The 24,429-nt window shown below is 72.1% G+C and carries 25 protein-coding genes; all 25 read right to left on the reverse strand.

Going from position 1 to position 24,429, the window contains the following annotated elements; translation table 11 throughout:
* Window positions 1-10: 10 nt before the first annotated feature.
* Window positions 11-1,174, reverse strand: coding sequence for an XdhC family protein (locus ACIQUQ_RS22320; RefSeq protein WP_403978459.1), 1,164 nt, complete (start codon window positions 1,172-1,174; stop codon window positions 11-13).
* A gap of 8 nt (window positions 1,175-1,182) precedes the next feature.
* Window positions 1,183-2,472: an IS701 family transposase gene (locus ACIQUQ_RS22325; protein WP_403665654.1), complete on the reverse strand. Its 1,290-nt coding sequence runs from the start codon at window positions 2,470-2,472 to the stop codon at window positions 1,183-1,185.
* 72 nt (window positions 2,473-2,544) lie between these two features.
* Entirely contained in the window at window positions 2,545-3,189 is a 645-nt protein-coding gene (locus ACIQUQ_RS22330) for a TMEM175 family protein (RefSeq protein ID WP_403978462.1), read from the reverse strand.
* An 87-nt stretch (window positions 3,190-3,276) separates the two neighbouring features.
* Window positions 3,277-3,618 carry a nuclear transport factor 2 family protein gene (locus ACIQUQ_RS22335; protein ID WP_403978465.1) on the reverse strand — a complete coding sequence of 114 codons (342 nt, stop codon included), beginning with the start codon at window positions 3,616-3,618 and terminating at the stop codon, window positions 3,277-3,279.
* A gap of 1 nt (window position 3,619) precedes the next feature.
* Entirely contained in the window at window positions 3,620-5,086 is a 1,467-nt protein-coding gene (locus ACIQUQ_RS22340) for an ATP-binding protein (RefSeq protein WP_403978468.1), read from the reverse strand.
* Window positions 5,083-6,333, reverse strand: coding sequence for an MFS transporter (locus tag ACIQUQ_RS22345; protein ID WP_403978471.1), 1,251 nt, complete (start codon window positions 6,331-6,333; stop codon window positions 5,083-5,085). The genes ACIQUQ_RS22340 and ACIQUQ_RS22345 overlap by 4 nt, the downstream gene beginning before the upstream one ends.
* Window positions 6,334-6,484: 151 nt before the next feature.
* The gene (locus ACIQUQ_RS22350) at window positions 6,485-7,327 is read right to left on the reverse strand and encodes an FAD binding domain-containing protein (protein WP_403978474.1); all 843 of its coding nucleotides are present in this window, start codon (window positions 7,325-7,327) and stop codon (window positions 6,485-6,487) included.
* Window positions 7,324-9,717, reverse strand: a complete 2,394-nt coding sequence (locus ACIQUQ_RS22355) for a xanthine dehydrogenase family protein molybdopterin-binding subunit (RefSeq protein ID WP_403978477.1) — start codon at window positions 9,715-9,717, stop codon at window positions 7,324-7,326. The genes ACIQUQ_RS22350 and ACIQUQ_RS22355 overlap by 4 nt, the downstream gene beginning before the upstream one ends.
* Window positions 9,718-9,720: 3 nt before the next feature.
* On the reverse strand, window positions 9,721-10,239 hold the full coding sequence (locus tag ACIQUQ_RS22360) for a (2Fe-2S)-binding protein (protein WP_403978479.1): 519 nt from the start codon (window positions 10,237-10,239) through the stop codon (window positions 9,721-9,723).
* 89 nt (window positions 10,240-10,328) lie between these two features.
* Window positions 10,329-10,955 (reverse strand): NADPH-dependent F420 reductase, encoded by a 627-nt coding sequence (locus ACIQUQ_RS22365; protein ID WP_403978481.1) that lies wholly within the window; start codon window positions 10,953-10,955, stop codon window positions 10,329-10,331.
* Window positions 10,956-10,961: 6 nt separating this feature from the next.
* The gene (locus tag ACIQUQ_RS22370) at window positions 10,962-12,446 is read right to left on the reverse strand and encodes an aldehyde dehydrogenase family protein (RefSeq protein ID WP_403978484.1); all 1,485 of its coding nucleotides are present in this window, start codon (window positions 12,444-12,446) and stop codon (window positions 10,962-10,964) included.
* Window positions 12,447-12,493: 47 nt separating this feature from the next.
* The gene (locus tag ACIQUQ_RS22375) at window positions 12,494-13,231 is read right to left on the reverse strand and encodes a type 1 glutamine amidotransferase domain-containing protein (RefSeq protein WP_403978487.1); all 738 of its coding nucleotides are present in this window, start codon (window positions 13,229-13,231) and stop codon (window positions 12,494-12,496) included.
* 70 nt (window positions 13,232-13,301) lie between these two features.
* The gene (locus tag ACIQUQ_RS22380) at window positions 13,302-14,048 is read right to left on the reverse strand and encodes a MinD/ParA family protein (RefSeq protein WP_403978491.1); all 747 of its coding nucleotides are present in this window, start codon (window positions 14,046-14,048) and stop codon (window positions 13,302-13,304) included.
* The gene (locus ACIQUQ_RS22385; protein WP_403978494.1) at window positions 14,048-15,292 is read right to left on the reverse strand and encodes a PP2C family protein-serine/threonine phosphatase; all 1,245 of its coding nucleotides are present in this window, start codon (window positions 15,290-15,292) and stop codon (window positions 14,048-14,050) included. The genes ACIQUQ_RS22380 and ACIQUQ_RS22385 overlap by 1 nt, the downstream gene beginning before the upstream one ends.
* The gene (locus ACIQUQ_RS22390; RefSeq protein WP_403978497.1) at window positions 15,274-15,747 is read right to left on the reverse strand and encodes an ATP-binding protein; all 474 of its coding nucleotides are present in this window, start codon (window positions 15,745-15,747) and stop codon (window positions 15,274-15,276) included. The genes ACIQUQ_RS22385 and ACIQUQ_RS22390 overlap by 19 nt, the downstream gene beginning before the upstream one ends.
* The gene (locus ACIQUQ_RS22395; protein WP_403665681.1) at window positions 15,740-16,051 is read right to left on the reverse strand and encodes an STAS domain-containing protein; all 312 of its coding nucleotides are present in this window, start codon (window positions 16,049-16,051) and stop codon (window positions 15,740-15,742) included. The genes ACIQUQ_RS22390 and ACIQUQ_RS22395 overlap by 8 nt, the downstream gene beginning before the upstream one ends.
* 40 nt (window positions 16,052-16,091) lie before the next feature.
* Window positions 16,092-18,230 (reverse strand): glycogen debranching protein GlgX, encoded by a 2,139-nt coding sequence (gene glgX, locus ACIQUQ_RS22400; RefSeq protein WP_403978500.1) that lies wholly within the window; start codon window positions 18,228-18,230, stop codon window positions 16,092-16,094.
* Window positions 18,227-18,589 (reverse strand): STAS domain-containing protein, encoded by a 363-nt coding sequence (locus ACIQUQ_RS22405; protein WP_403978503.1) that lies wholly within the window; start codon window positions 18,587-18,589, stop codon window positions 18,227-18,229. The genes glgX and ACIQUQ_RS22405 overlap by 4 nt, the downstream gene beginning before the upstream one ends.
* A 37-nt stretch (window positions 18,590-18,626) precedes the next feature.
* Window positions 18,627-20,447, reverse strand: coding sequence for an AGE family epimerase/isomerase (locus tag ACIQUQ_RS22410; RefSeq protein WP_403978506.1), 1,821 nt, complete (start codon window positions 20,445-20,447; stop codon window positions 18,627-18,629).
* Window positions 20,440-20,874, reverse strand: coding sequence for a VOC family protein (locus ACIQUQ_RS22415; RefSeq protein WP_403978509.1), 435 nt, complete (start codon window positions 20,872-20,874; stop codon window positions 20,440-20,442). Before ACIQUQ_RS22415 ends, ACIQUQ_RS22410 begins: the two co-directional genes overlap by 8 nt.
* The gene (locus tag ACIQUQ_RS22420; RefSeq protein WP_403978512.1) at window positions 20,874-21,488 is read right to left on the reverse strand and encodes a DJ-1/PfpI family protein; all 615 of its coding nucleotides are present in this window, start codon (window positions 21,486-21,488) and stop codon (window positions 20,874-20,876) included. Before ACIQUQ_RS22420 ends, ACIQUQ_RS22415 begins: the two co-directional genes overlap by 1 nt.
* Window positions 21,478-23,073, reverse strand: a complete 1,596-nt coding sequence (locus ACIQUQ_RS22425; protein WP_403978515.1) for a GMC family oxidoreductase — start codon at window positions 23,071-23,073, stop codon at window positions 21,478-21,480. Before ACIQUQ_RS22425 ends, ACIQUQ_RS22420 begins: the two co-directional genes overlap by 11 nt.
* A 10-nt stretch (window positions 23,074-23,083) precedes the next feature.
* Complete coding sequence (locus ACIQUQ_RS22430) at window positions 23,084-23,485, reverse strand: nuclear transport factor 2 family protein (protein WP_403978518.1); 402 nt, start codon at window positions 23,483-23,485, stop codon at window positions 23,084-23,086.
* Between the two features lie 15 nt (window positions 23,486-23,500).
* Window positions 23,501-23,956, reverse strand: coding sequence for a nuclear transport factor 2 family protein (locus ACIQUQ_RS22435; RefSeq protein ID WP_403978521.1), 456 nt, complete (start codon window positions 23,954-23,956; stop codon window positions 23,501-23,503).
* A gap of 23 nt (window positions 23,957-23,979) precedes the next feature.
* On the reverse strand, window positions 23,980-24,411 hold the full coding sequence (locus ACIQUQ_RS22440; RefSeq protein WP_403978524.1) for a nuclear transport factor 2 family protein: 432 nt from the start codon (window positions 24,409-24,411) through the stop codon (window positions 23,980-23,982).
* Window positions 24,412-24,429 lie beyond the last annotated feature (18 nt).

The raw sequence follows: 24,429 nt of genomic DNA on the forward strand, positions 1-24,429 counted from the left end.
TGGTCGTTTCCTACGGGACCATGGTCCTCCCGGGGCTCGTGGGGAGCGAGGGGCGGCGGTGTACGGGGCCCGTGGCGCCGGTCAGCGGGGTGCCCGGGGCGCCGTGCCGGAGGGCGACGATTTCCGCGGCCACGGACAGGGCGGTCTCCTCCGCGGTGTGGCCGCCCAGGTCCAGTCCGATGGGCGAGCGCAGCCGGGTGAGGGCCTCCGGCGGCAGCCCCTCCTCGCGCAGCCGGGCCAGCCGGTGGTCGTGCGTACGCCGGGAGCCCATGGCGCCGACGTAGCCGACCGGCAGCCGGAGGGCCAGGGCGAGCAGCGGTACGTCGAACTTGGCGTCGTGCGTGAGCACGCAGACGGCGGTACGGGCATCCAGCCGGCCGGCCTCCGCCTCGGCGGCCAGGTACCGGTGCGGCCAGTCCACGACCACCTCGTCGGCGCCCGGGAACCGCTCGGGCGTCGCGAACACGGCCCGGGCGTCGCACACGGTCACCCGGTACCCGAGGAAGGCCCCGGCCCGGGCCAGCGCGCCCGCGAAGTCGACGGCCCCGAACACCAGCATCCGGGGCGGAGCGGCGGCGGACTCGACCAGCAGCGTGAGCGGCTCCCCGCACAGGCCCCCGGCCCCGCCCAGCTCGGCGGTGCCGGTCCGCCCGGCCAGCAGCAGCGCACGGGCCCGCCCGGCGGCGGCGCGGTCGAGTGCCGCACCTCCGCCGAGCCCGCCCTCGTACGAGCCGTCGTCCCGCACGGCCAGCGCCCGCCCCAGCCGCTCCGGCGGGCCGGCCACCACCCGGGCCAGCGCGGCCCGGTCCCCCCGCGCGGCGGTCTCCAGCACCGACCCGAGCACCGGCCGCACGGGGTCCCCGGTCCGTACCGGGGCGACCAGCACGTCCAGCACTCCCCCGCAGGTCAGACCCACGGCGAAGGCGTCGTCGTCGCTGTACCCGAAGCGGTGCACGCCGGGCGTGCCGGTACGGATGGCCTCCAGGCACAGCTCGTGCACGGCGCCCTCGACGCAGCCCCCGGAGACGCTCCCGAGGGCGGTGCCCCGCTCGTCGACGGCCAGGGACGACCCGGGCCCGCGGGGCGCGCTGCCGCTGACCGCGACCACGGTGGCCAGCGCGAACTCCCGCGGGGCCACACACCACGCGCGCAGTTCCGATGCGATGTCCAGCACGGCGGCCGTCAGCGGATGGAGGCGCGGCGGGCGCTCTGGCCGGGGATCAGGGGCCGGGGCGGCAGGACCGGTCCGGTCCGCCGGGACCCGTACGCCCCCGGGTCGAGGGTGCCGGTGCCGGCCCGTAAGGAGCTCTCGCTCCGGCGGCGGGCCGACAGCAGCGTCGCGGCGTGGGCGACGCTGGCGAGCGTGGCGTGGTGGTGCCAGCCACGGAAGGAGCGGCCCTCGAAGTCGCGGATGCCGACGGGTTCGCAGACCTCGGCGAAGTCGAGCTGGACCCGGTCGGTCAGCTTGGCCAGCAGGAAGAGCTGGGCCAGCGGCCGGTCCCCGATGTTGGTGATCCAGAACTCGCTGGGCAGCAGGGTCGCCTCGGTCCAGGCCCCGATCAGCAGCAGCGGCGGGTGGGGCGGGCCGCTGCGCTCCTCGCAGTGGGTGCCCAGGATCGTCGCCGAGGTCAGCAGGGTCACCGCGCCCTCGGTACGGCCGTGCCTGGTCCATTCGACCACCCGGCGCTGGGAGCGCAGGGAATCGATCAGCTCGCGGGCCGGGGCCAGGTGGAACCCCGGTTTGTGGCGGCCCGCGCCGCCGAAGGCCACCGGCAGGGAGCCGTCGACCTTGAGGACGAAGGGGATGTCCTGGACGCCCAGGGCGTCGATGGTGCCGGGGAGTTCGGAGTTGCCGACCTCCATCACCACCGGGCGGCGCTGGAGCTGCCAGGTGGCGGCCATCCGCTGGACGGCGTGCACGGCGTCCTGGGAGGGGGTCAGGGAGCGGGCGGTGTCCGGGATGCCGGCGCGCCGCCTGCGCAGGAGTTCGCTGGTCCAGGGACCCGGGAGGGTGAGGGTCCATTCGACCGGGAAGCTGGCCTCGCTGGAGGCGAGCCAGATGCCGCCCGCCTGCTGGCAGTTGGCCGTGCGTCCGAGCTGCGGTACGAACTGCCGGCCGACGCCGACGGACCGGTCGCCCGCCTTCTCGATCACCATGGGGCGGACCACCCAGGCCAGGGGCCGCTGCGCCGTGCGTTCGAGGTGCTGGGCGAGGGACCGGCGTACCGGGGTCCAGTCCCACGGGGATTTGCTGATGAACTGCTGGAGGCTCTGTTCCACGGAACTGGCCCCCGCGCCCGCGATATTGCGGATGGTCTTCTTACCCTCGGTGGATACGAGACCGTTGAGATAGACGCGGGCCCAGTTCCGCTGGTCCCGCCTGGGTAATGATTCGAAGAACAATGGAATCAGTACGTCGATTAATTCGGAGAGCTCCTTCGTGGATTCCTCCGGCAGGACTCCGCGAGCCATCTGCGCCTCCCCCGCCAACTTCTAGATCCAATACCCTACTTGACCGTTTCGAACGCCCGTAGGCCACCGAGGTTACTTCCTGAGGTCGCTGGCGCTTTCGAGCCGCTCTTCCCCCACCACGAGCGGAACGGGGATCTGGTTCGCCGCGTAGTAGACGGCGATGAGCCCGTGTGCGACCAGTGTGGCGGGAGCGGAGAAGAAGGACAGGATGACGGTCAAGGGGTACGCCACGGCGCCCAGACCGAACCGCATCCGGGTGGCCCGGGCCCCCTCCTTGTCCACCGCTTCGTGGAACAGGTGCCCCACCCGCGTCACGTACCACCAGAAGCCGAGGAAGGCCAGGGCGTATACGACCGTCCACGCGCTGTAGAGGATGGCCGCGGCGTTGTCCGATTCGGGGTCGTTCAGGTTCTCGGCCAGTACCGAGGTCGTCCACGGGATCACCGAGACGACCATCAGGACCAGCAGGTTGAGGTAGAGCAGCGGCCGGTCGACCCGCTTGAGGTGACTGAAGATCGTGTGGTGGTTGACCCACATGACGCCGATGATGAGGAAGCTCACGATGTACGCGGCGTAATGCGGCCACTGCTCCCAGAGGGCGTGCCAGAGTTCGTGCCCGCCTTCCTCCGGCACCTTGATCTCCAGCACCAGGATCGTGATGACGATGGCGAACACGCCGTCGCTGAAAGCCTCGACGCGGTTGGTCTCCTGCTCCATGACCATCCCTGGATTCGTTTGTCGTGGTGTGCGGGGAGGGAGGGTTTCCCGGCCCCTCCCCGCACACGCCTACCCACCGGAACCGGTTCAGCTTCCGAAGCCGGCCGTCTGCCGCCAGATCCGGCCATCGCGGACGACGAGGGTCCCGAACGCGTGCTCGGGCTCGCCGTTGAGGTTCATGATCGCGCGGTAGAAGATGGTGTCGTCGGTCTCGACGTACTCCTGGAGTTCGACCAGGGCGGGCTTCAGGGTCAGATAGCCGGTGAACGTCTCGCGTACGGCGTCGATGCCGGTGGAGACGCCCTCGAAGCGCAGCAGCACGGCGTCGTCCGTGTAGTTCTTCATGACGGCGTCGATGTCGAGGGCGGCCAGGGCCTCCATCTGCCGGACGAACACCGGGTGCAGCTTCTCGATCTCGTACTTGGGCATGTCAACTCCCTCTGGACGGGCTGGTGGTGGCGGACTGCCCCGGTGCGAGGGGCAGGCGTACGGTCATCCGGGTGTCGCCCGGCACGGACCGGGCGGTGAGCGAGCCGCGGTGGCGCTGGGTGACGATCCGGTACGAGAGGTGGAGCCCCAGGCCGGTGCCCTTGCCCACGTCCTTGGTGGTGTAGAAGGGCTCGAAGACCCGGGGCAGGGACTCCTCGGGAATGCCCCGGCCGGTGTCGGCGACCTCCACGACCATGCAGCCGCCCTCGGCGCGGACGCGGAGCGTGAGCGTCCCGGAGCCCTCCATGGCCTCGGCGGCGTTGTCGACGAGGTTGGTCCACACCTGGTTGAGCTCGCTGGGATAGCCCGTCAGTTCGGGCAGGTTCTCTTCGTACGCACGGACGACGGTGATACCCGTGAGCTTGGCCCGCAGCACGACGAGGGTGTTCTCCAGGCCGTCGGTGACGGCGAACCGCTGCTCCGGCGCCCGGTCGAGGTTGGCGTAGTCCCGGGTGGCCGCGACCAGCTGGGAGATCCGGGGGCCGGCCGCGCGCAGCTCTGCCGTGAGCGCCCGGGTCTCCAGGAGGGCGGCCAGGTGGTCCAGGGCGGCGGGCAGCGCCGGCTCGGTGACGCCCTCCAGCCGCTCCAGCAGCCAGCCCAGTTCCAGGCCGAGGTCGGCGATGCCCGCGGCGAGCAGCGCGGCACCCTCCGCGCCGGTCTCCTCGGCCCAGTCCGCGAGCTCCTCCTCGGCGTCGGCCTGGGCGAGCGGGTCGCTGGTGGCGGGCGGCGGGAGGGCGTCGAGGCCGGCGGCGAGCCGGTCGAGCACCGCGCGCTCGGCACCGTCCGCGACCGCGCCCCAGCTGTGCGCGGTGCGGACGAGCCGCTCGACGGCGGGCCCGAGTTCCTGGGCGGCCCGGGCCACCGCGGCGGCCGGGTTGTTCAGCTCGTGGGCCAGGCCCGCGGCCAGGGTGCCCAGGGCCTCCACGGTGGCCCGCTTGCGGGCCTGGACCTCGGAGGACTTGATCCGCCAGGCGAGGACGGGCAGCAGCACGGCCGCCACACCGTGGCAGCGGCCCAGCATCTCGAAGAAGACCTGCCGGGGATACGTGACCACGCTGGTCGCCGGTCCCGAGGCGGCCGCGGTGGCGACGTAGCCGCCCTCGGTGAGCAGCGGCAGCTCGCCGGTGAAGCGGTGGGCCGCGGAGGGCTTGCCGTCGTGCCCGTCGGCGCCCTCCTCCTCGGTGGAGTGCCGGGTGAGGACCTCGTCGCGGCCGTCGACCACCTTGGTGACGACCAGCCCGCCGGCGAGCAGGACGTGGAACTCGGCGTCGGGGTCCCCGTCGTGGAACAGCACCTCGCCGTCGGCGAGGGTGCGCGGCCGGGAGACCGACACCAGCCAGTCGAGCTGCTCCTCGGTCAGCCGCTCGAAGAGTTCGAGGGAGCGCAGGGTCGCGCGCAGGTCGCTCATCCGGTCGCCTCCTCGCGCCGTACCCGGGCGGCCAGGCGCAGGGTCGCCGCGAGGGCGACCAGGCAGACCCCGGCCACGGCGGCCATGAAGCCGACCGAGGTGCGGTGCAGTCCGTGGATGTTGGTCAGCAGGCCGGCCAGCACCGCCGGGACGCTCATCGCGAGGTACGCGAAGACGTAGACGGCGGCGGTGAGTTCGCCCCGGTGGGCCGGCTCGGCCAGGGCGCTCAGCGCACGGAACGAGCCGAGGAAGGCGGCACCCCAGCCGCTGCCCAGCACGGCGGTGGCGCCCAGGAACACGGCGGGCGACCGCAGCGAGAGGGCCAGCAGCACCAGGCCGAGGCCGGCGACCATCAGCGTCAGCCCGAGCAGCGCGGTGCGCAGCGGGGCCACGGCGCCGAGCAGCAGCTGCGCGGCGGTGGCGGCCCCGGCGAGCAGCGCCACGGTCGCGCCGCCCACCAGGTAGTCGGTGCTCTCCAGCAGGGAGAGCGCGAGGTGCGGCCCGAGGGACAGGTAGAAACCGCCGACCGACCAGACCGCGACGATGGTCAGGACGAGTACGGCGAACCGGCCGCGGACGCCCGCCGGCACCCGGATCCGGTGCGGCACGATCCGCATCCCGCCGCCCGCGCCCGGAGCGCTCTCCGGCATCCGGACCACCCCGGCCAGGGTCAGGGCGAAGGCACCGACGAGCAGCAGGTAGCTGAGGGCGGTGGGGGCCGGGGCGTACTGGACGAGCAGGCCCGCGCCGATCCCCCCGAGCCCGATGCCCACGGTGGGGCCGGCGCTGTTGACCTGTGCCCCGAGGGCCGGCCGGGCGGGCGGGGCCAGCTCCAGCAGCGCGGCGCCCATCGCGCCGGTGGCCAGCCCCACCGCCAGGCCCTGCACCGCGCGGGCGGCCAGCAGCCAGCCGAGGCCCTGGGCCCCGGCGAACAGCAGCATGGAGACGATGGCGAGCACCAGCCCCGCGCCGAGCACCGGCCGTCTGCCCAGGGTGTCGGAGAGCGAGCCGAAGCCGAGCAGCCCGGCCAGCACGGTCACCGCGTAGACGGCGAAGACCACGGTGACCGCGCCGGAGGACAGCCCCCACTTCTGCTGGTACAGCACATACAGCGCGGAGGGCACGGACGAGGACAGCATGAGCAGCACGAGGACCGCCCCGACCACCCGGAACCCGTTGCCCGCCCGCGCCTCCCGGCGGGCCCGGTGGGCACCGCCGGTCTGCCGTTTGGACGTCTCGCTCAGCACGGCTACTCCCCCGACTGTGGTTGCTCCCGGCCCCTCCGGCGTTCGAGGAGCTGGGGTCCCCCGGCGGTGGCCGGGGGAAGGCGTGGGGGCGGCGCCCCCACGAAACGGGTCCGGGCGGACACCCGGGAAACGGAGCGGGGGCGGGCCGGAGCTAGCCCCGCAGGACGGCCCCCGCGCTGGCGAGGGCCCGGGCGGTCAGCACCCCCGCCAGGTGCCCCAGGTACTCCGCGGACACCCCGCGGCCCGGCACGAACCGGTCCGGCGGCTCCTCGCGGAAGGCGGCCAGCACGGCCCCGGTGTCCAGGCCGCCGCCCCGCAGCCGGTCCTCGACGCCGCGCAGCCGGACCGGCCGGGCGGTGGCGCCGGTGACCGCGACGCGGAGGCCGTCGGGCCCGAGCCGCACCGCGACCGCGCAGACCGGGTAGCGGGTGGCGCGGTCGGCGGTCTTCTCGAAGGCCGTGGCGGGTGCGGCCGGCACGGTGATCGCGGTGACCACGGACCCGGCGGGCGGGCCCGACAGCGCGAACTCCTCGGCCGGTACGGACCGCCGCCCGCCGGGCCCGGCCAGCAGCACCCGGGCGTCGGTCGCCAGCGCCGCGACCGGCAGGTCGGTGGCCCGGCCGCCGGCGGCCAGGTTGCCGCCGACGGTGCCGAGGTTGCGCACCTGCGGGTCGCCGTTGGCGCGGGCCGCGGCCGCCAGGGCGGGGGCGGTCTCCCGTACCCGCCGGTCGGCGGCGAGTTCCGCCAGGGTGGTGGCGGCGCCGATCCGCAGGCCCCCGCCGTCGGTCCGGCGGATGCCGCGCAGTTCGGCGAGCCGGCGGACGTCCACGAGCAGCCGCGGCCCCCGGTCGGGGAAGACGGCGTCCCCGGTGCGCAGGTCGGCGAGCAGGCTCTGGCCGCCGGCCAGCACCCGCGCGCCCTCGGCCGAGCCGAGCAGCGCCAGCGCCTCGGGCAGCGTCGCGGGGCGCGCGTAGTCGAACTCGGTGAGGATCACTGGGCCTCTCCTCGCAGGCGGCGCCAGACCTTCTCCGGCGTGAGGGGCATGTCGATGTGGGTGACGCCGAGGTCGGACAGGGCGTCGACGACGGCGTTCACGACCGCGGCGGCGGGCGGCACGGTGGCGATCTCGCCGGCGCCCTTGGCCCCCAGGACGTTGTGCGGCGTGGGGGTGACGGTCTTGTCCAGGGCGAAGAACGGCGCGTCGGCGGCGCGCGGCAGGGCGTAGCTGCGCAGGTCGCTGCTGACCAGGACGCCCTCGTCGTCGTAGACGGCGGCCTCCATCAGGGCCTGGCCGAGGCCGTGCAGGATGCTGCCCTCGATCTGGCCGGCGACGACCTTGGGGTTGCCGATGTTGCCGGCGTCGTCGACGGCGGTGTAGGCCACCACCTCGGTCTCGCCGGTGAGTTCGTCGACCTCGACGACCGCGACGTGGGTGCCGAAGGGGTAGTTGAAGTCCGGCGGGTCGAAGTGGGTGGTCTCGTCGATGGCGGGCTCGATCTCCGGCGGGAGGTTCCAGCCGTACCAGCAGGCCATGGCCAGGTCGGCGAAGGCCTTGCCGTTCTCGGGGTTGGCCCGCTCGAACACGCGGCCGTCCTCGTACACGACCTGGTCCTCCGGGAGTTGCAGCAGCGCGGCGCCGGCCCGGCGCATCTTCTCCTTGACCTTGCCCGCGGTGAGGGCGACGGAGGGGCCGGCCATGCTGAAGGAACGGCTGCCGTAGGTGCCCTGGCCGTAGGGGGCCTTGAGCGTGTCGCCCTCGTACACCTGGACCAGCTCCGGGTCGATGCCGAGCACGTCGGCGGCGACCTGGGCGAAGACGGTGCCGTGGCTCTGGCCGGTGGAGGCCGAGCCGACGGTCACGGTGACCTCGCCGGTGGGGTGGACGCGGATGTTGGCGCTCTCCCAGGTGCCGCCCAGCATGCCCTCCTGGGACATCCGGGTGGACGGGCCGACCCCGCAGATGGCGACGTACGTGGCCAGGCCGACGCCGAGCCGCCTGCCGCGGGTGCGGGCCTCGGCCTTGCGGGCGGGCATGTCGGCGTAGCCGGCCAGGGCCAGGGCCTTGTCGAAGTTCTCCTGGTAGCTGCCGGAGTCGTAGGTCCAGCCGAGGCCGTTGTCGTACGGGAACTTCTCCGCCGGGACCAGGTTCCTGCGCCGCACGGCCGCGGGGTCCTGGCCGATCTCGGCGGCGTAGCGGTCCACCAGGCGTTCCATGAGGAAGGCGGCCTCGGCGCGGCCGCTGCCGCGCTGGGCGCCGAGCGGCACGGTGTTGGTGAAGGCCGCGTACACCTCGCAGAAGGCGGCGTCGACGTCGTACATGCCGGTGATGGAGCGGCCCATCAGGGCGGTGGCCACACCGGGTCCGATGGTGGACGGGTAGGCGCCGAGGTTGGCGTAGCTGGTGCAGCGCACGGCGGTGATCCGGCCGTCGCGGGTGCCGGCCAGGGTGACGTGCTGGCGGTGGTCGCGGCCCTGGACGGTGGAGTTCATCAGGCCGGTGCGGGTGTCGACCCACTTGACGGGGCGGCCCAGCGCCTTGGCGAGCTTCAGCACGAGCGCCATGTCCGGGTAGAGGTAGCCCTTGGTGCCGAAGCTGCCGCCGACGGTGGGGGCGACGACCCGGAGCTTGTTGAACGGGATGCCGAGGACCAGCGCGGACAGCAGGAAGCGGTGGTTGTGCGGGCCCTGGGTGGAGGCGTGCAGCGTGTACTCGCCGGTGGCCGCGTCGTACTCGCCGACGGCGCCGCGGGGCTCGATGGGGCTGTTGATGGTGCGCTGGTTGACGAGGTCGAGTTCCACGACGACCTCGGCCTCGGCGATGGCGCGGTCGGTGCGCTCCCGGTCGCCGCAGGTCCAGTAGGCGTTGAGGTTGCCGGGGACGGCCTCGTGGAGCTGCGGGGCGCCCTCTTCGAGGGCGTGGTCGGCTCGGGTGACCACGGGCAGCGGTTCGTACTCGACGGTGATGGCGCGCAGCGCGGCGTGTGCCTGCTTCGGGGTCTCGGCGACCACGACGGCGATGGCGTCGCCGACGTGGCGGACGGTGTCGCCGGTGAGCACGGGGCGTGCGCCGGGCAGTCCGTACGGGTGGGGCGGGAAGTGGCTCTCCACCCCGCCGGGTATCCAGATGCAGGGCAGCGGCATGACGTCCTGGAAGTCGGCGGCCGTGGCCACCTTCAGGACGCCGGGCAGCTGCTCGGCGGCCTTGGTGTCGATGCCCAGGATGCGCGCGTGGGCGCGGTCGCTGCCGAGGATGGCCATGTGGGCCATGCGGGGCAGTTCGATGTCGGCGACGTACGTGGCCCGGCCGCGCAGCAGCTGCGGGTCCTCGCGGCTGTCGAGCGGCGCGCCGAGCGGTCGGTTGTGGTCCCCCACCACGGTGGTCATCGGTCATCCCTCCGTCGTGGCGGCCGGTCTGGAGGCGGCGGCCGCGGGCTCCGCGGCCGCGGCGGCGCAGGCGCGCTGCACGCCGCGCACCACGCTGTGGTAGCCGGTGCAGCGGCACAGGTTGCCCGTGAGCCACTCGCGGATCTCGGGCTCGGTGGGCGCGGGTCCGTCCTGGCTGACGTCGAGCAGCTCGCCGAGGGACATGACCATGCCGGGCGTGCAGAAGCCGCACTGGGTGCCGTGCTCCTGGCGCAGGGCCTCCTGGAGGCCGGTGAGCTCGTCGCCGGCGGCGACGCCCTCGATGGTGGTGACCGCGCCGCCGTCGGCCTGCACGGTCAGCAGGAGGCAGCTCTTGACGGACCTGCCGTCGAGGCGGACGACGCAGGTGCCGCACTGGCCGGTGTCGCAGCCGACCTTGGTGCCGGTGAGGCCGAGTCCGTCGCGCAGCCGCTCGACGAGCAGCTCGTTCGGTTCGGCCGGGAAGCGTTCCGGCACGCCGTTGACGTTCAGTTCGACATTCATGACCACGCCCCTTCGCTGTGCTCCGTTGACCGCGTGCCGTCGTGAGCGCGTGCGCCTCTTCGCGCGTGCTCCGCCGGCCGCGTGCGCTGTCACCGCGCGCCGATTGCGGCGAGCGCCTGCTCCGCCGTGAGCGTCCGGTTGAAAAGCGGACCGCCGGGCTGCTGGAGGATTCCGCCGGTGTGCAGCGAGCCGGTGTCGAGGACCGCGAATCCCAGTCCCCTGACGGTTCCGGCCACGATTTCCTTGGCCTCCGGGTCGTCGCCCGCGACGTAGTGCGCGAGGCGTTCCTCCTCGGGCTTTCCGGTGGTGCCGGCCGAGCCGAGCGTGACGAAGTGCATGGTGTTGAGCGATTTCACCAGCCGCGCGCCGGGGTACCAGTCGGCGGTGAACTCGCTGGAGCCGCGGCCGCCCAGGTCCCGGGGCCGGCCCGGTCCGGTGAACGCGTTCATGGCGTCCACCAGGACCTTGCCGCGGACCGCGGCGGCGGGGAGCAGGCCCCGCGCACTGTCGAACGGCACCATCAGCACCAGGAGTTCGGCCGCTCCGGCCACCTCGGCCGGAGTGCCCGCGGTGGCGGCGGGGCCCAGTTCCGCGAGGAGCGGGGCCAGCGACCGCGGGCCGCTCGCGTTGGCCAGGGCGACGCGGTGGCCCGCCGCGACGAGGATGCGGGCGAGGGTGGATCCGATCCGCCCGGTGCCGATGACGCCAGTGTCCATGTCTCCTCAGCTCATGCCGATCCAGACCGACTTGGTCTGGGTGTAGCTCTCGAGGGATTCGGGGCCGCACTCGCGGCCGAAGCCGGAGGCCTTGTAGCCGCCGTAGGGCACCGCCGGGTCGTACTGGTTGTAGCAGTTGACCCAGACGGTGCCGGCCTTGATCTGCGAGGCGACCCGGTGGGCGCGGCGCAGGTCCTGGGTGTGGACGCCGGCGGCGAGCCCGTACGCGCTGTCGTTCGCGATCCGTACCGCGTCCTCCTCCGTGTCGAAGGGGATGACGGACAGGACCGGGCCGAAGATCTCCTCCTGCGCGATCCGCATGGAGTTGTCGACCCCGGTGAAGACCGTGGGGAGGAAGTACAGGCCCTCGGAGGACGCGCCCTCGGGGATCCAGCCGGTGCCCCCGGTGCGGAGGGTGGCGCCCTCCTTCTGGCCGGTCTCGATGTACGAGCTGACCTTCTCGAACTGGCCCCGGTGGGCCAGCGGCCCGAAGAGGGTGGCCGGGTCGCGGGGGTCGCCGGGACGGAGGGCGGCGGCCCGGGCGACCAGGCGCTCGACCAGTTCGTCGTGAATGGGCCGCTGGAGCAGCAGCCGGGAGCCGGCCGTGCAGATCTCGCCCTTGTTGTAGTAGATGCCGAAGAAGGCCAGTTCCTCGGCGAGGTCGAGGTCCGCGTCGGCGAAGACGATGTTGGCGGACTTGCCGCCGAGCTCCATCGTGACCTTCTTCAGGGTGCCGGCGGACCGGCGGATGATGCTCTGTCCCACGGCCGTGGAGCCGGTGAAGGCGATCTTGTCGATGCCGGGGTGGCCGGTGAGGGTCTCGCCCAGCTCGACGCCGGGCCCGGTGACCACGTTGAGCACCCCGTCGGGGATCTCGGCCTCCTGGAACAGCTCGGCGATCTTCAGCGCGGTCAGCGGGGTGGCCGGGGAGGGCTTGTGCACCACCGTGTTGCCGGCCGCGAGCGCCGGGGCGATCTTCGTCATCGACAGCAGCAGCGGGAAGTTGAAGGGGGTGATCGCGCAGACCACGCCCAGGGGTTCCCGCAGGGTGTACGCGAGCTGGCCGCCCGCGGGGTTGCGCGAGGAGCCGTCGACGCGGGTGACGGCGCCGGCGTAGTAGTGCATCAGCTGGGCGGCCATGGGGGCGTCGACCGTGCTGGAGAACGCGAACGGCTTGCCCATGTCCACGGTCTCCAGCAGGGCGATCTCCTCCAGGTCGCGCTCGATGAGCTCACCGACCCGGTTGAGCCGCAGCGCGCGCTCCTGGGCGGAGAGTCTGCTCCAGGGGCCTTCCTCGTAGGCCGCCCGGGCGGCGGCCACGGCGGCGTCGGCGTCCGCGGCGGTGGCCTGGGCCACCGGCACGATCTCCTGTCCGTCGACGGGGCTGAGGTCGGGCTCCGTGCGGCCGTCCTGGGCCGCACGCCATTCGCCGCCGATGAACAGCTTCCCCGGGTTCGCCAGGGGCTGGTCGCTGAGCGCGAGCTTCGTCATGGCTGCCTTCCGGTGTGGGTGGGGGGTTCGGGAGGCCCCCACGGGCCTCAGTTGCCGAGCTGCCGTAAGAACGTCTCGGCCAGGGCCTTGGAGGAGTACGGGTTCTGACCCGTGGTCAGGTTGCGGTCCACGACCACGTGGGAGTCCCAGATGAGGTCGGCCTTCTCGTAGCGGGCGCCGAGCCGGGTGAGTTCCGCCTCGAGGATGAACGGCAGCCGGCCGGCCATGTTGGTGACCAGCTCCTCGCTGTGCGAGAAGGCCGTCATCCGGTAGCCCTCGAAGGGCCAGCGGCCCTCACCGTCGCGCAGGGCGAGCAGGGAGGTGTGGCCGTGGCAGACCGTGGCCAGCGGCTTGTCCTGGGCGATGGCCCAGCGCAGGATCTGCGCCAGCTCGTCGGACTTGGGCAGGTCGCCGATGGCTCCGTGGCCGCCGCTCACGTAGATCCCGTCGTAGCCGGCGACGTCCTTCTCGCCGAGGTCCTCCAGGGCGAGCGGCGCCTTCAGCTGCGGGGTGCTCCCGATGACCCGGACGTACTCGGCCGCGTTGGCCGCGTCGTCGTCCGCGGAGCCCTCGGGCCGCACCCACTTCAGGAAGTTCGGGTCGATGCTGGTCTGGTCGACCGTGGGGGCCCGGCCCCCGATCGTCGCCACGTCGACGCTGTGGCCGGCGGCGCGGAAGAGCTGGTGGGGAACGACGAATTCCTCGGCCCAGAATCCGGAGGGGTGGAGTTCCCCGTCCAGGAGGTGGAGCGTGGCCTTGGCCGTCATGACGACGAGAATCTTCATGACTCTTTCTCCTCTTTCTGGAGTGGTGCCGATTCAACACGCCGGTTCTGGGGCGCGCGAGGGTCTGCGGTCAGGCCCGCGATACTTCGTCACGTGCGTCGAGCACCGCGATGATGTGCCGGAATTCATCGACCAGGGGATGGTCGGGACGGGCTTCCGCGAATATGCGTTCACCGCAGAGCGCGGCCATTTCCGGCACGTACGGAAGAATTCCGGCCAGGGGCGCGCCGTAGACGCGCTCGGCCCGGTCCCGTACGAGTTCGCGGTCGATCCCCTCCGGCGCCATGCTCATGATCAGCGTGCGCCGGCAGGCGAGCCGGCCGACCAGGGCGAGGGTCTCCTCGACGCCCGACAGGTCGATCCGGTCCGCCCTCGCCATGATCACCAGCACGTCGGCGCTGGCCATCGCGGTGACGGTCTCGTTGTTCAGCCCGGCGTGCGTGTCGAGCAGCAGCACGTCCAGGGCGTAGCGGTCGATCAGCCGCCCGAAGGCCTCGGGCAGCAGCCCCACGTCGTATCCGGTGGCCATGATCTCGGGCAGCGAGTCGGTGGTGGTCCTGGCCGGTACGAGCCACAGGCCCGGCGGACCCACGGGGTGGGCCGCGGCCTCGATCTCGCAGCGGCCGAGCAGGTAGTCGGTCAGCGAGAAGACCCGGGGGCCGGTCCGGAAGAGCACGTCGAGCGTCGGCGACTGGATGTCCGTGTCGACGAGGGCCACCCGGCGGCCCTCGGCCGCGATGAGCAGGGCGAGGTTGGCGAGCACCGTGGACTTGCCGGTGCCGCCCCGGTGCGAGTGCATCACGATGGTGCGGGCCATCAGGCCACCGCCTTCCCCGTCGCGTGCGGCCCCCGCGCCGCACGTGGCCGGTGCAGGGCCAGCATGGTCACGTCGTCGTGCTGTTCGGCCTCCCCGGTGTGCTCGCGCACGGCCAGGTCCATCCGGTCCAGGACGGCACGGCCGCTCCCGGTGTGCTGCGAGAGCAGGTCGAGCATGCGGTCGTCGCCCAGGAAGCTGCCGTCCGGGCAGCGCGCCTCGGGCACGCCGTCGGTGTAGGCGAAGAGGGTGTCGCCGGGGTCGAGCCGGGTGTGGCCGAGCGCGTAGCTGCAGTCGGGCAGGACGCCGACGGCCGGGCCGGTGGGCTCCAGCGGGACCGGCGCGGACCCGTCACCGCGCAGCAGCAGCGGTGGGTTGTGACCGCCGTTGATGTAGACGAGGCTGCCGGTGAGCGGGTCGAGCACCGCGAAGAAGAGCGTGGCGAAGTAGCCCTGGCGCAGGTGGTTGCGGGTGAGGTAGCCGTTGGTGGCGGTCACCGCGTTGAGCAGGGGGGTGGCGCCGACCACCGGGATGGCCCCGCCGGAGCGGCCGGCGGCGACCAGGTGCTGGAGCCCGCTGTTCTCGGCGGTGTGCCGCAGCAGGGAGCGGATCAGCGCCATGAAGAGGGCCGATCCCACGCCCTTGTCGCACACGTCGGCGACGACCAGGGCGAGCCTGCGCCGGTGGACCAGCTCGAAGACGTCGTAGAAGTCGCCGGCGACCTGCCGGGCGGGGCGGAAGCGCACGTCGATCTCCCAGCCCTCGGGGACGGGCAGTGCCTCCGGCAGGAAGCCCGCCTGGATCTCCCGGCCGATCTCCAGTTCCTTCTCGTAGCTCATGAGTTCGGCCCTGGCGTCGGCCTCCCGCAGGGTGCGGCCGAGTTCGGCGCGTTCCGAGCAGCTCTGCAGCCGGGCGCCGACCAGGGCCGGCAGGAAGGGCGGTACGAGGTAGTCGTGGCCCAGCCGTACGTGGGCCTCCAGGTCCTCGAAGTCGTCCACGGTCCACACCACCGCGGTCGGCGCCCCGGCCCGCAGCCGGAGCCTGCGCACCGCGCTGCGGACCCCCTCCCCCGGTACCCGCGCGGGCGCCAGCAGCACGTCCGCCTCCGGCAGGCCGGCCACGGGGCCGTGCAGCAGCTGGCTCAGCGTCAGGGCCGAGCAGGCCGCGTCCATCCGGCCCAGGGCGTCCAGCAGGGACTGGGGCGGTGGAGGGTACTCGTCCAGGATGATCACGGTGGTGGAGGGCATGGCCGCGTCCCGTCTGCCTCATCGGCGAGGACCGTCAGGGTGCTGGTGTTGCGGCCCTCACTGCGTACGTAGCTGAACTCGTCGACGCTGGTCAGCGCGAGGTGGATGCCGAGCCCGCCGACCCGCCGCCGCTCCGGGGGGACCCCGGTCGCGGGTGGCAGGCACCCGGCGACCGGGTCGAAGGGCGGTGCGGTGTCCTCGATGACGACCCGGACCCGGCCGGCCCCGGCGCGGCCCCGGACGGTGATCCGCCCGTCGCCGCCCCGGTAGCCGTGGGTCACCACGTTGGTGGCCAGTTCGTCCACCGCCAGCCGGAGCCGGTACGCGGCCCCCTTGCCGAGCCCGGCCCGGCGGGCCAGGTCCCGGACGAAGGCGGCGATGTCCGCCAGTGCCGCCACGGTGGCCGGCACCTCCAGGTCCGCGGCCCGCCGGGCCAGCCGTACCCCGTCACCCATCGGAGAGGACGATGCTGTGGTGGAGACCGGCGGTCCTGATGGTCCGGGCCACCGGGTCGATCGCGCCGACCACCTTGATCGTGACGTTCGGCGCGACCTTCTGCTGCGCGAAGACCAGGGAGCGCAGTCCGGCGCTGGCCATGTAGCCGACGCCGGCCATCCGGATCTCCACGGTGTTGGTGCCGTGCCCCGCGGCCTTCTCGATGGTCTGGTGGAAGTCAGGCGCGGTGCTGGCGTCCAGTTCTCCGCTGAGCTCGATGACGGTGGTGTCGCCGGCGATGCTCAGGGACACGGAAAGCGGCATGTCAGGCTCCTTCGGGCGTACGGGGTCCAGGGCTCGCCGGTCAGTCCTCGGTGGGCACGCGGCCCACCAGGATCACGACCGAGCGCGGTCCGATCAGGTACTTGCCTGCGTTGTCCAGTTCGCTCTCCGCGCCCGGGGTGCGGATGTCGTACGGCGCCTCGGCGCCGGTGTCGGCGAACAGGTGCCAGCTGCGGCCGCCGGGCAGCGCCGGCAGCTCCAGGTCGTGCGCCTCCCAGTGGGAGTTCATGGCGACGTACACCACGTCGTCGTCGCCGGCGCCGCAGCGGGCCACGGCCAGCAGCCGGGACTCGGGCGACCAGTCGGGGAGCCAGGCGCGGGCGCCGTGCCAGCTGATGTCCGGCAGGCCCAGGCCCTCTCGGATGGCCCCGGTGGGGTGGGTGGTGGAGCGCAGTTCGCGGTGGCGCTTGCGGAAGGCGATCATCTGCCGGACGAAGCGGAGCAGTTCGGCGTTGTCGTCGACCTGGTCCCAGTCGAACCAGGAGAGTTCGTTGTCCTGGCAGTAGGTGTTGTTGTTGCCCTGCTGCGTGCGGCCCACCTCGTCGCCGGACAGCATCATCGGGATGCCCTGGCTGGTGAGCAGGATCGCCACGGCGTTCTTCATCTGCCGCAGCCGGAGGGCGTTGATCTCCGGGTCGTCCGTCGGGCCCTCGGCGCCGCAGTTCCAGCTGTTGTTGTCGTTGGCGCCGTCGTTGTTGCCCTCGCCGTTGGCCTCGTTGTGCTTGTCGTTGTACGAGACCAGGTCGGCCAGGGTGAAACCGTCGTGCGCCGTCAGGAAGTTGACGGAGGCGGCGGTCCCGCGGGTGGAGTACAGGTCCGGCGAGCCGGCGATGCGGGTGGCGAGTTCCCCGGTGACGCCCGGGTCGCCCTTGAGGAAGCGGCGCACGGTGTCGCGGTACTTCCCGTTCCACTCGGCCCAGCGGCCGTAGGCGGGGAAGTTGCCGACCTCGTACAGTCCGGCGGCGTCCCAGGCCTCGGCGATGAGCTTGGTGTGCCGCAGGACCGGGTCGAAGGCGAGCGATTCGAGCAGCGGCGGGTTGGGCAGCGGGGTGCCGTCCAGGGCCCGTCCGAGGATCGCGGCGAGGTCGAAGCGGAAGCCGTCGATGTGGTAGTCCGCGACCCAGTGGCGCAGGCAGTCGAGGACGTAGTTGCGCACCACGGGGTGGTTGCAGTTGACGGTGTTCCCGGTGCCGCTGAAGTTGAAGTAGTACCCCTCGGGCGTGAGCATGTAGTACGTGGCGTTGTCGAGGCCCTTGAAGGAGATGGTCGGGCCCATCTCGTTGCCCTCGGCGGTGTGGTTGAAGACCACGTCGAGGATGACCTCGATGCCGGCCGCGTGCAGGTCCTTGACCAGGGTGCGCAGTTCGTCGCCCTGCATGCCGTAGCGTCCGGTGGCCGCGTAGCCGGCCTTGGGCGCGAAGAAGGCGACGGTGTTGTAGCCCCAGTAGTCGAAGAGCTTCTCGCCGGTCTCCGGGTTGGTGCGCGGGTTGTCGGTCTCGTCGAACTCGAAGATCGGCAGCAGCTCGACGGCGTTGACGCCCAGCTCCTTCAGGTACGGGATCTTCTCCCGCAGGCCGGCGAAGGTGCCGGGGGCCGTCACCCCGGAGGAGGGGTGACGGGTGAAGCCGCGCACGTGGGTCTCGTACACCACCAGGTCCTCGGCGGGGATCCGCAGCGGGGCGTCGTCGCCCCAGTCGAAGTCCTGCAGGCAGACCCGGGAGCGGTACTGGTAGCCGCGGCTGTAGTCGGGCTCGGTGCCCCACACGTCCCGGCCCGCGATCAGCCGGGCGTACGGGTCGGAGAGCACCTGCCGGGCGTCGAAGCGGTGCCCGGTGACCGGGTCGAACGGGCCGTCGGCCCGGTAGCCGAACTCGATGTTCTCGTGGTCGAGCCCGAAGACCGTCATCGCGAAGACGCTGCCGGTCCGGAACTCCTGGGGGAACTCCAGTTCGGCGAACGGCTCCGGCTCGCCCCGCTTGTAGAGGACCAGGGTCATGGAGGTGGCCTGGTCGGAGAAGACGGAGAAGTTCACGCCCCCGGGGACGACCCAGGCCCCGAAGGGGTAGGGCTTGCCGGCCCGGACGCCGTACCCGGCCACGTCGTGGGTCGGGTAGGCGTCGATGCGGACCTGGTCCGCCCGGGCGGCGGCCTCGGGGCTCACCGGGCGGTCCTCGCGGCGAGCCGCTCCTTGCGGGCGGCCTCGGCCTCGGCGGCCTCGCCGGTCTCGAAGAAGTCGAGGAAGCCGGTCGCCGACATCACGAACCGGACCTCGTCGCTCACCCCGGACAGGGTGACGGCGACGCCGGCGTGCTGGGCCTCGCGGTAGACCACGAGGAGCGTGCGCAGGCCCGCGCTGGAGACGTACGTGACGGCCTTGAGGTCGATGCGCAGGGTCTGGCCGTCGCGGACCAGCGGGAGCAGCTTGTCGAGCAGCTGCCCGGAGGTCTCGCTGTTGATCTCACCGGAGGCGGCGAGCACCGTCGCGGCCTTGGTCCGGCGTTCCTTGATGGTCAGAGTCATTTCCCATCCCCTTGCTGTGGGGCGCCCCCGTTGAGCGCTACTTGGCCACCGGCCGGAGCCGGACCTTGACCTTGACCCGTCCCTGGACGTCAGGGAGCGTGACGGTGAGGGCCTCGGCGTCGAAGTCGTCGTACGGCTTCTCGTCGATCTCGACGGAGGCGATGCGCACCGCGCCGGCGGGCAGCAGGTCGGGCGAGACCCGCAGCACGCGCCCGGGCAGGTCGGTCGGGTCGGGCTTGAAGTGGAAGTCCATCTCCCGGCCGTTGATGAGCAGGTTGTTGTAGACGGCGGCGAGGTAGCAGAGTTCCGCCGAGTGGTACATGGACATCGAGTGGCTGCCCTTGAGCCGCTCGGTGCCGAGCAGGTACGGCGTGCCGCTGGCGAGCACGTTGAAGTAGACCGCTCCCTCGTCGTGGTCGAGGAAGAAGGTGTTGTAGAAGGCCTCCGCCTGGCGGGCCTCCTTGCGGAAGCGCTCCCCGCCGACCGTGCCGTTCAGGATGAGGTAGGCGAGGATCGCCTGCTCCTGCTGCCACCAGGCCTTGCGGTCGTGCCAGGCGAAACGATACGTCTCCTGGTCGCCCTCCTTGAGGCGCTCGACCACGTCGTACCAGCCGCCGCGCTGGAGGTCGCTGCCGACCTCGGGCATCAGCTCGCCGATCTTCTTCGCGAGCTCCTCGTAGGCCGGCTTGGCCTTCAGGGAGTTCATCCGCAGGAGGTTCCAGGCGATCTTCAGGTTGTGGCCGACCACGGCGCGGTTCTGCTGCCAGCTGTGCGCGGTGTCGTGCGACCAGTCGCGGAAGAAGCGCTCCTGGACGAAGGGGCTGTTCCCGTAGTCCGGGAAGCGCTCGGCGATGGTGTCGAAGGTGTACTCAAGGAAGTCGGCGTACTTCGGGTCACCGGTCGCCAGGTAGAGGTTGATGAGGTACGCGGGCGCGTGGTCGCCGACCGAGTTCCAGTTCTTGCGCTCGCGGTTCTCCCCGAGGGACTCGTGGTCGGCGCTGAACAGGATCGGGTCGACGTGCGAGTAGTAGCCGCCCTGCTCGCGGTCGAAGAAGAACTTGTCGAAGAGCCGGATGGTGCCGTCGGCGTCGTCCTTGATCCGCCGGTCGCCGGTGACGCGGTACGTCTGGACCGGGCCGGCCAGGGCGTAGATCTGCTCGTACATCGGGATCGCGTCGAAGTCGTCGTAGAACTCCGAGGTGAAGAGCTTGCGTTCGGCGTCCCCGTCCACGCTGATGCCGTGGTACCAGTAGACGACGTCCTCTTCGGTGTCCACGACCCGCATGTGCGCCCGGAGGTACTCGGTGCCGCGCTCGGCGACCTCCAGGTACTCGTCCTTGCCGGTCAGGAGGTAGGCGGAGGCCATGCCGTAGACCAGCCGGGAGATCGTGTCCGTCTCCTGGACGTGGCTGGCGGTCTTGTCGCCGCCGAGGCGGATCTCGGTGCGGTACTCGGTGAAGTCGACCGGGCCGTCACCGAACTGGGCCCGCTTGTAGAAGGCGGCGAGGGACTCGATCTGCTTGACCCACCAGCCGGCCTCCTCGAAGCGGTAGTCCTCGGCGCCGCGGCCCAGGAACACCAGGCGCTTGGCCTCGAAGCGGCCGCCCCGCTCGGGGTAGTGCACCCCGTAGGCGAAGAGGAAACGGCCCGGGGACAGCATCTCGTCGATGTGCCCCGAGGCGTCGACGTACGGCTCGTCGAGGTTGCGGACCAGCTCGGCGCTCGGGCCGCCGGCCAGCGACACGTCGAAGGCGCGGCCGTCGGCGGTCGTCAGCCGCAGCAGCCGGGCCTCGGAGTCGAAGTGTCCGACGTATCCGGCGATGGTGTCGGAGAAGGAGAAGCTCACGGCGTCAGCCATGTCGGGCACCTTCCTTGTCGTGGGTGTCGGCTTCGTCCGCGAAGCCCTGGCTGACCTCGACGACCACGCCGTCGGGGTCGCGCAGCCAGACGGTCCGCCAGCCGCAGATGAAGTCGTCGAAGTCCAGCGGGCCCAGGGTCACGTCGGCCGCGTCCCCGAGAGCGGCGAGGAACGCGTCGACGCTGTCGGTCTGGAAGGCCAGGTGGCGCATCCGGCCCGGCTCCTGCGGCCCGTCGTCCTGGCCGGGGCTCGCGGTCCCCGTGCCGGCCGGGAACAGCTCCAGGTACGCGTCCCCCTTGCGCAGGAACACGATCTGGGCGTCCCCGAGGCCGACCACCCGGGCCCGGGCGAAGCCGAACCAGCGGGTGTAGAACTCCTCGGTGACCTTCTGGTCGGCGCAGTTCAGGCCCACGTGGGACCAGCGCATCAGTCGGCCCTCCGGCCCCGGCCGGCCGTCAGCAGCTCGATGATCCGGCGGGCGAAGAGGTGGTGGTGGGCGCCGGTGCGGCCGGTGACCAGGTCGCCGTCGACGACCACGTCCTCGTCCACGTACTGCGCGCCCATGTTCCGCACGTCGCCGATGAGGTTGTTGTGGCAGACGACCTTGCGGCCGCCCACCTTGTCCGGGATGGAGGAGGCCAGCCACATGCCGTGGCAGATGATCCCCTTCAGGACGGCCGGCTCCTCGAAGGCGCGGCGCAGCAGCTCCGTGGCCGGGGCCAGGACGTCCACGTCCTCGGTGTAGCGCAGCCGGTCGGCGACCATGCCGGAGGGCACGATCAGGGCGGCGTACCCGCGCAGCTCCTCGTCGGAGAGGCCTTCGAGGCTCCGGTCCGCGGTGAACGGGGCCCGGTACTCGTGGCCGGTGAAGGTGATCGACTCCTGACCCCAGAGCCGGGTGAGGAAGTCGACGCGCGCGCCCTCCTCGGCGAACCGCCGCTGGTAGTAGAAGATCTCCGGCTCGTAGAAGTCGCTCTCGACGAGTACGGCGATCCGCGTTCCGGACAGCGCTCCCTCGCGCAGCACCACGTCACCCGGCACGGGACACCCCCTTGAGGAAGTCGGCCGCCCGCTCCGCGATCATCGCGATGGCGGCGTGGCAGTTGCCCGACGGGACCGCGGGCATGACGCTGGCGTCGGCGACGCGAAGGTTCCGTACGCCGTGGACGCGCAGTTCGGGGTCGACGACGGCGAGGTCGTCCACGCCCATCCGGCAGGAGCCGGCCTGGTGGTGGTAGCTCTCGGACTTCCGCTTCACGAAGGCGCGCAGCTCGTCGTCGGTGACGGTGCCGGGCCCGGGCTGGAGCTCCTGCTTGTACCAGGGCGAGAAGGCGGAGGTGGCGAAGATCTCGCGGGCCAGCTGCACGCCCTGGACCATGCGGTCGAGGTCCCAGCGGTCGCCCAGGTAGTTGGGGTGGATCAGCGGGTGGGCCAGCGGGTCCGCGCTCGCCAGCCGGATCCAGCCGCGGGAGACCGGGCGGACCACGCCGGGCAGGATGCTGACGGTGTTGGGGTGGGACTGACCGACGATCACGTCGAACGGGACGTGGACGAAGGCGATCTGGAGGTCCGGGGCGGGCAGTCCGGGCCGCGAGGCCAGGAAGAGCGCGCTCTCGGAGAGGTTCTGGGCGGGCGGCGGGAGCTCCTGGGTGACCTCGGCCATCAGGCCGGTGAGCACGTGGTTGTGGAAGTTCTCGCCGACGCCGGGCAGCGGCGCGGTGACCCCGATGCCGTGCCGGCCGAGCTGCTCCGGGTGGCCGATGCCGGACAGCAGCAGCAGCTTCGGGGACTCGATGGCCCCGGCCGCCACGATCACCTCGCGGCGGGCGCGGACCGTGTGCAGGCCCGGGCCCTCGGGGGCGGCCGCGGGGACGTCCCGGCCCGGGAAGTCCGCGGGCGGCGCGGTCTGGAGGTACTCGACGCCGGTGCAGGTGCCGTCCTCGACCAGCAGCCGGGTGGACTGGGCGCCGGTGCGAAGGGTGAGGTTGGGGCGGTCGAGCGCCGGCTCCAGGTAGGCGGCGAGGGTGCCCTGCCGCCTGCCGTCGGCCACGTCGATGTGGTGCCAGCCCGTGCCGAAGAGTCCGCGCCGGGGGCCGTCGGTGTTGAAGTCGGCGATCTCCTCGTGGCCCAGCTCGACGGCTGCGTCGATGAAGGCGCGGGAGACCGGGTTGGGGCCGTGCCGGCCCGCGTTCGTGATCCGCTGGGGACCGGCGGTGCCGGTGGTGGCGGCGGTCCGGTCCTCCTGGGCCTCCAGCAGGGCGAAGTACGGCAGGACGTCCTGGTGGGACCAGCCTGCGGCGCCCTGGTAGGCCCAGTTGTCGAAGTCCGAGGCGTGGCCCCGGATGTGCATCATGATGTAGAGGTTGCTGCTGCCGCCGGGGGCCTTGCCGCGCGGTTCGTAGGTGCGGCGGCCGTCGAGGCCGGGCTGCGGGACGCTCTGGTAACCCCAGTCGACGGGGCCGCCGAGCAGCTTGTACCAGGACGAGGGGTCGTCGACCTCGGGCGGGATCCGGCCGCCGCCGGCCTCCAGGACGAGCACCGAGACGTCCGGGTCCTCCGAGAGCCGGTTCGCCAGGACGCTGCCCGCCGTACCGGATCCCACGACGACGTAGTCGTACTCCGTCACGGCCGCCCCCTCAGTCCTGGGCCAGGACCTGGAAGGGGACCGTGTCGTGGAAGTTCGCCATGTAGGCGATCCTCCCGTCGACGATCTTGAAGAAGTTCATCACCTCGGCGGTGATCTCCTCGCCCGAGGCGCTGACCGCGGTCAGGTGCGAGACGGCGGCCGCCTTGACGGTGCCGGGCGTCCCGGAGCCGGGCGCGGGCCGGTCGACGAGGAGGTGCAGGGGCTCGTTCCGGAAGACCCGGTACATCGTGCCCATGCCCTTCATCATCGAGCGGAGCGTGTCGAGCCCCTCGATGTGCCCGGCGAGCTGCTCGTCCATGACCTGGTCGTCGGCGAACAGGTCGCACCAGCGGTCCCAGTCGCCGGCGTTGGCGTACTCGTAGTACCTGGTCAGGATCTGGTGTGCGTCCATCGCGGTGGTCCCCCTCTATCGGTCCCTGCGGATGCCGTCCGGCGCGAAGGGCGCCCAGAAGCTGCTGAAGGCGCTCGCGGTGTCGCCGAAGAGCCCGTCGCGGCCCTCGACGATCCGTCCGTCCCGCCAGCGCATGAAGTGGAAGACCTGGTAGTCCATGCGCTCGTACGGGGACTTCGCGTCCTCCTTGGCGCCGGCCCGCAGGCCGGTGTTGCGGCACACGTCGGCCGAGACGTCCGGGCCGGTCAGGACGTACTCGATGTCCATCCGGAAGGTGCCGTCGGTGAGCCGGTGGGTCCGGCCCATCAGCTCCAGGAAGGCGTCCAGGCTCTCGTACCAGCCGGCGAGCGGGTGGTTGCCGGGCACCAGCCAGCGCAGGTCCTCGGAGTAGTACTCCAGGATCCTGGCCCGGTCCCCGGTGCCGAGCGCGCGGTAGGCCGCCTCGACGCGCTGGCGCGTCACGTGGGTCATGGTCCGCTTCTCCTGTCGCGAGGTCAGAGGGAGGCCGAACCGGGCATCGGGGCCAGTTCGTTGACGGTGTACGTCTTGATCCGCGGGCCGGCCGGGCCGGGTACGACGGTCCAGGTCTGGTCGGCGTCGAAGCCGAGCCAGACGCTGCGGGCGGCCGGCGGGTCCCAGACCTTGGCCTGCCAGTTGACGAGGACCCGGACCTCGGCCCGGTCGCCGTCGATCACCGGCTCGACCTTGGTGACGGTGTGCACCTCGTCGAAGAAGCGGTGGGTGACGGCCTCGTACCAGCGGCCGAAGCCCTCGTGGCCGAGGAAGGTGTCCTCGGGGACCCTGAACTCCAGGTCGCCGGTGATGAAGTCCAGCACGTCGGTGAGCGGTACGTGCTGGTCGAGGGCCGTGTACCAGGCCCCCGCGAAGGTGCGGATCGCGTCCTCGGTCAGCCGCTCGGCGGGCATGCGCGCCTCCCTGTGATG

The sequence above is a fragment of the Streptomyces sp. NPDC101118 genome, assembly GCF_044759445.1.
Taxonomy (GTDB): Bacteria; Actinomycetota; Actinomycetes; order Streptomycetales; family Streptomycetaceae; genus Streptomyces.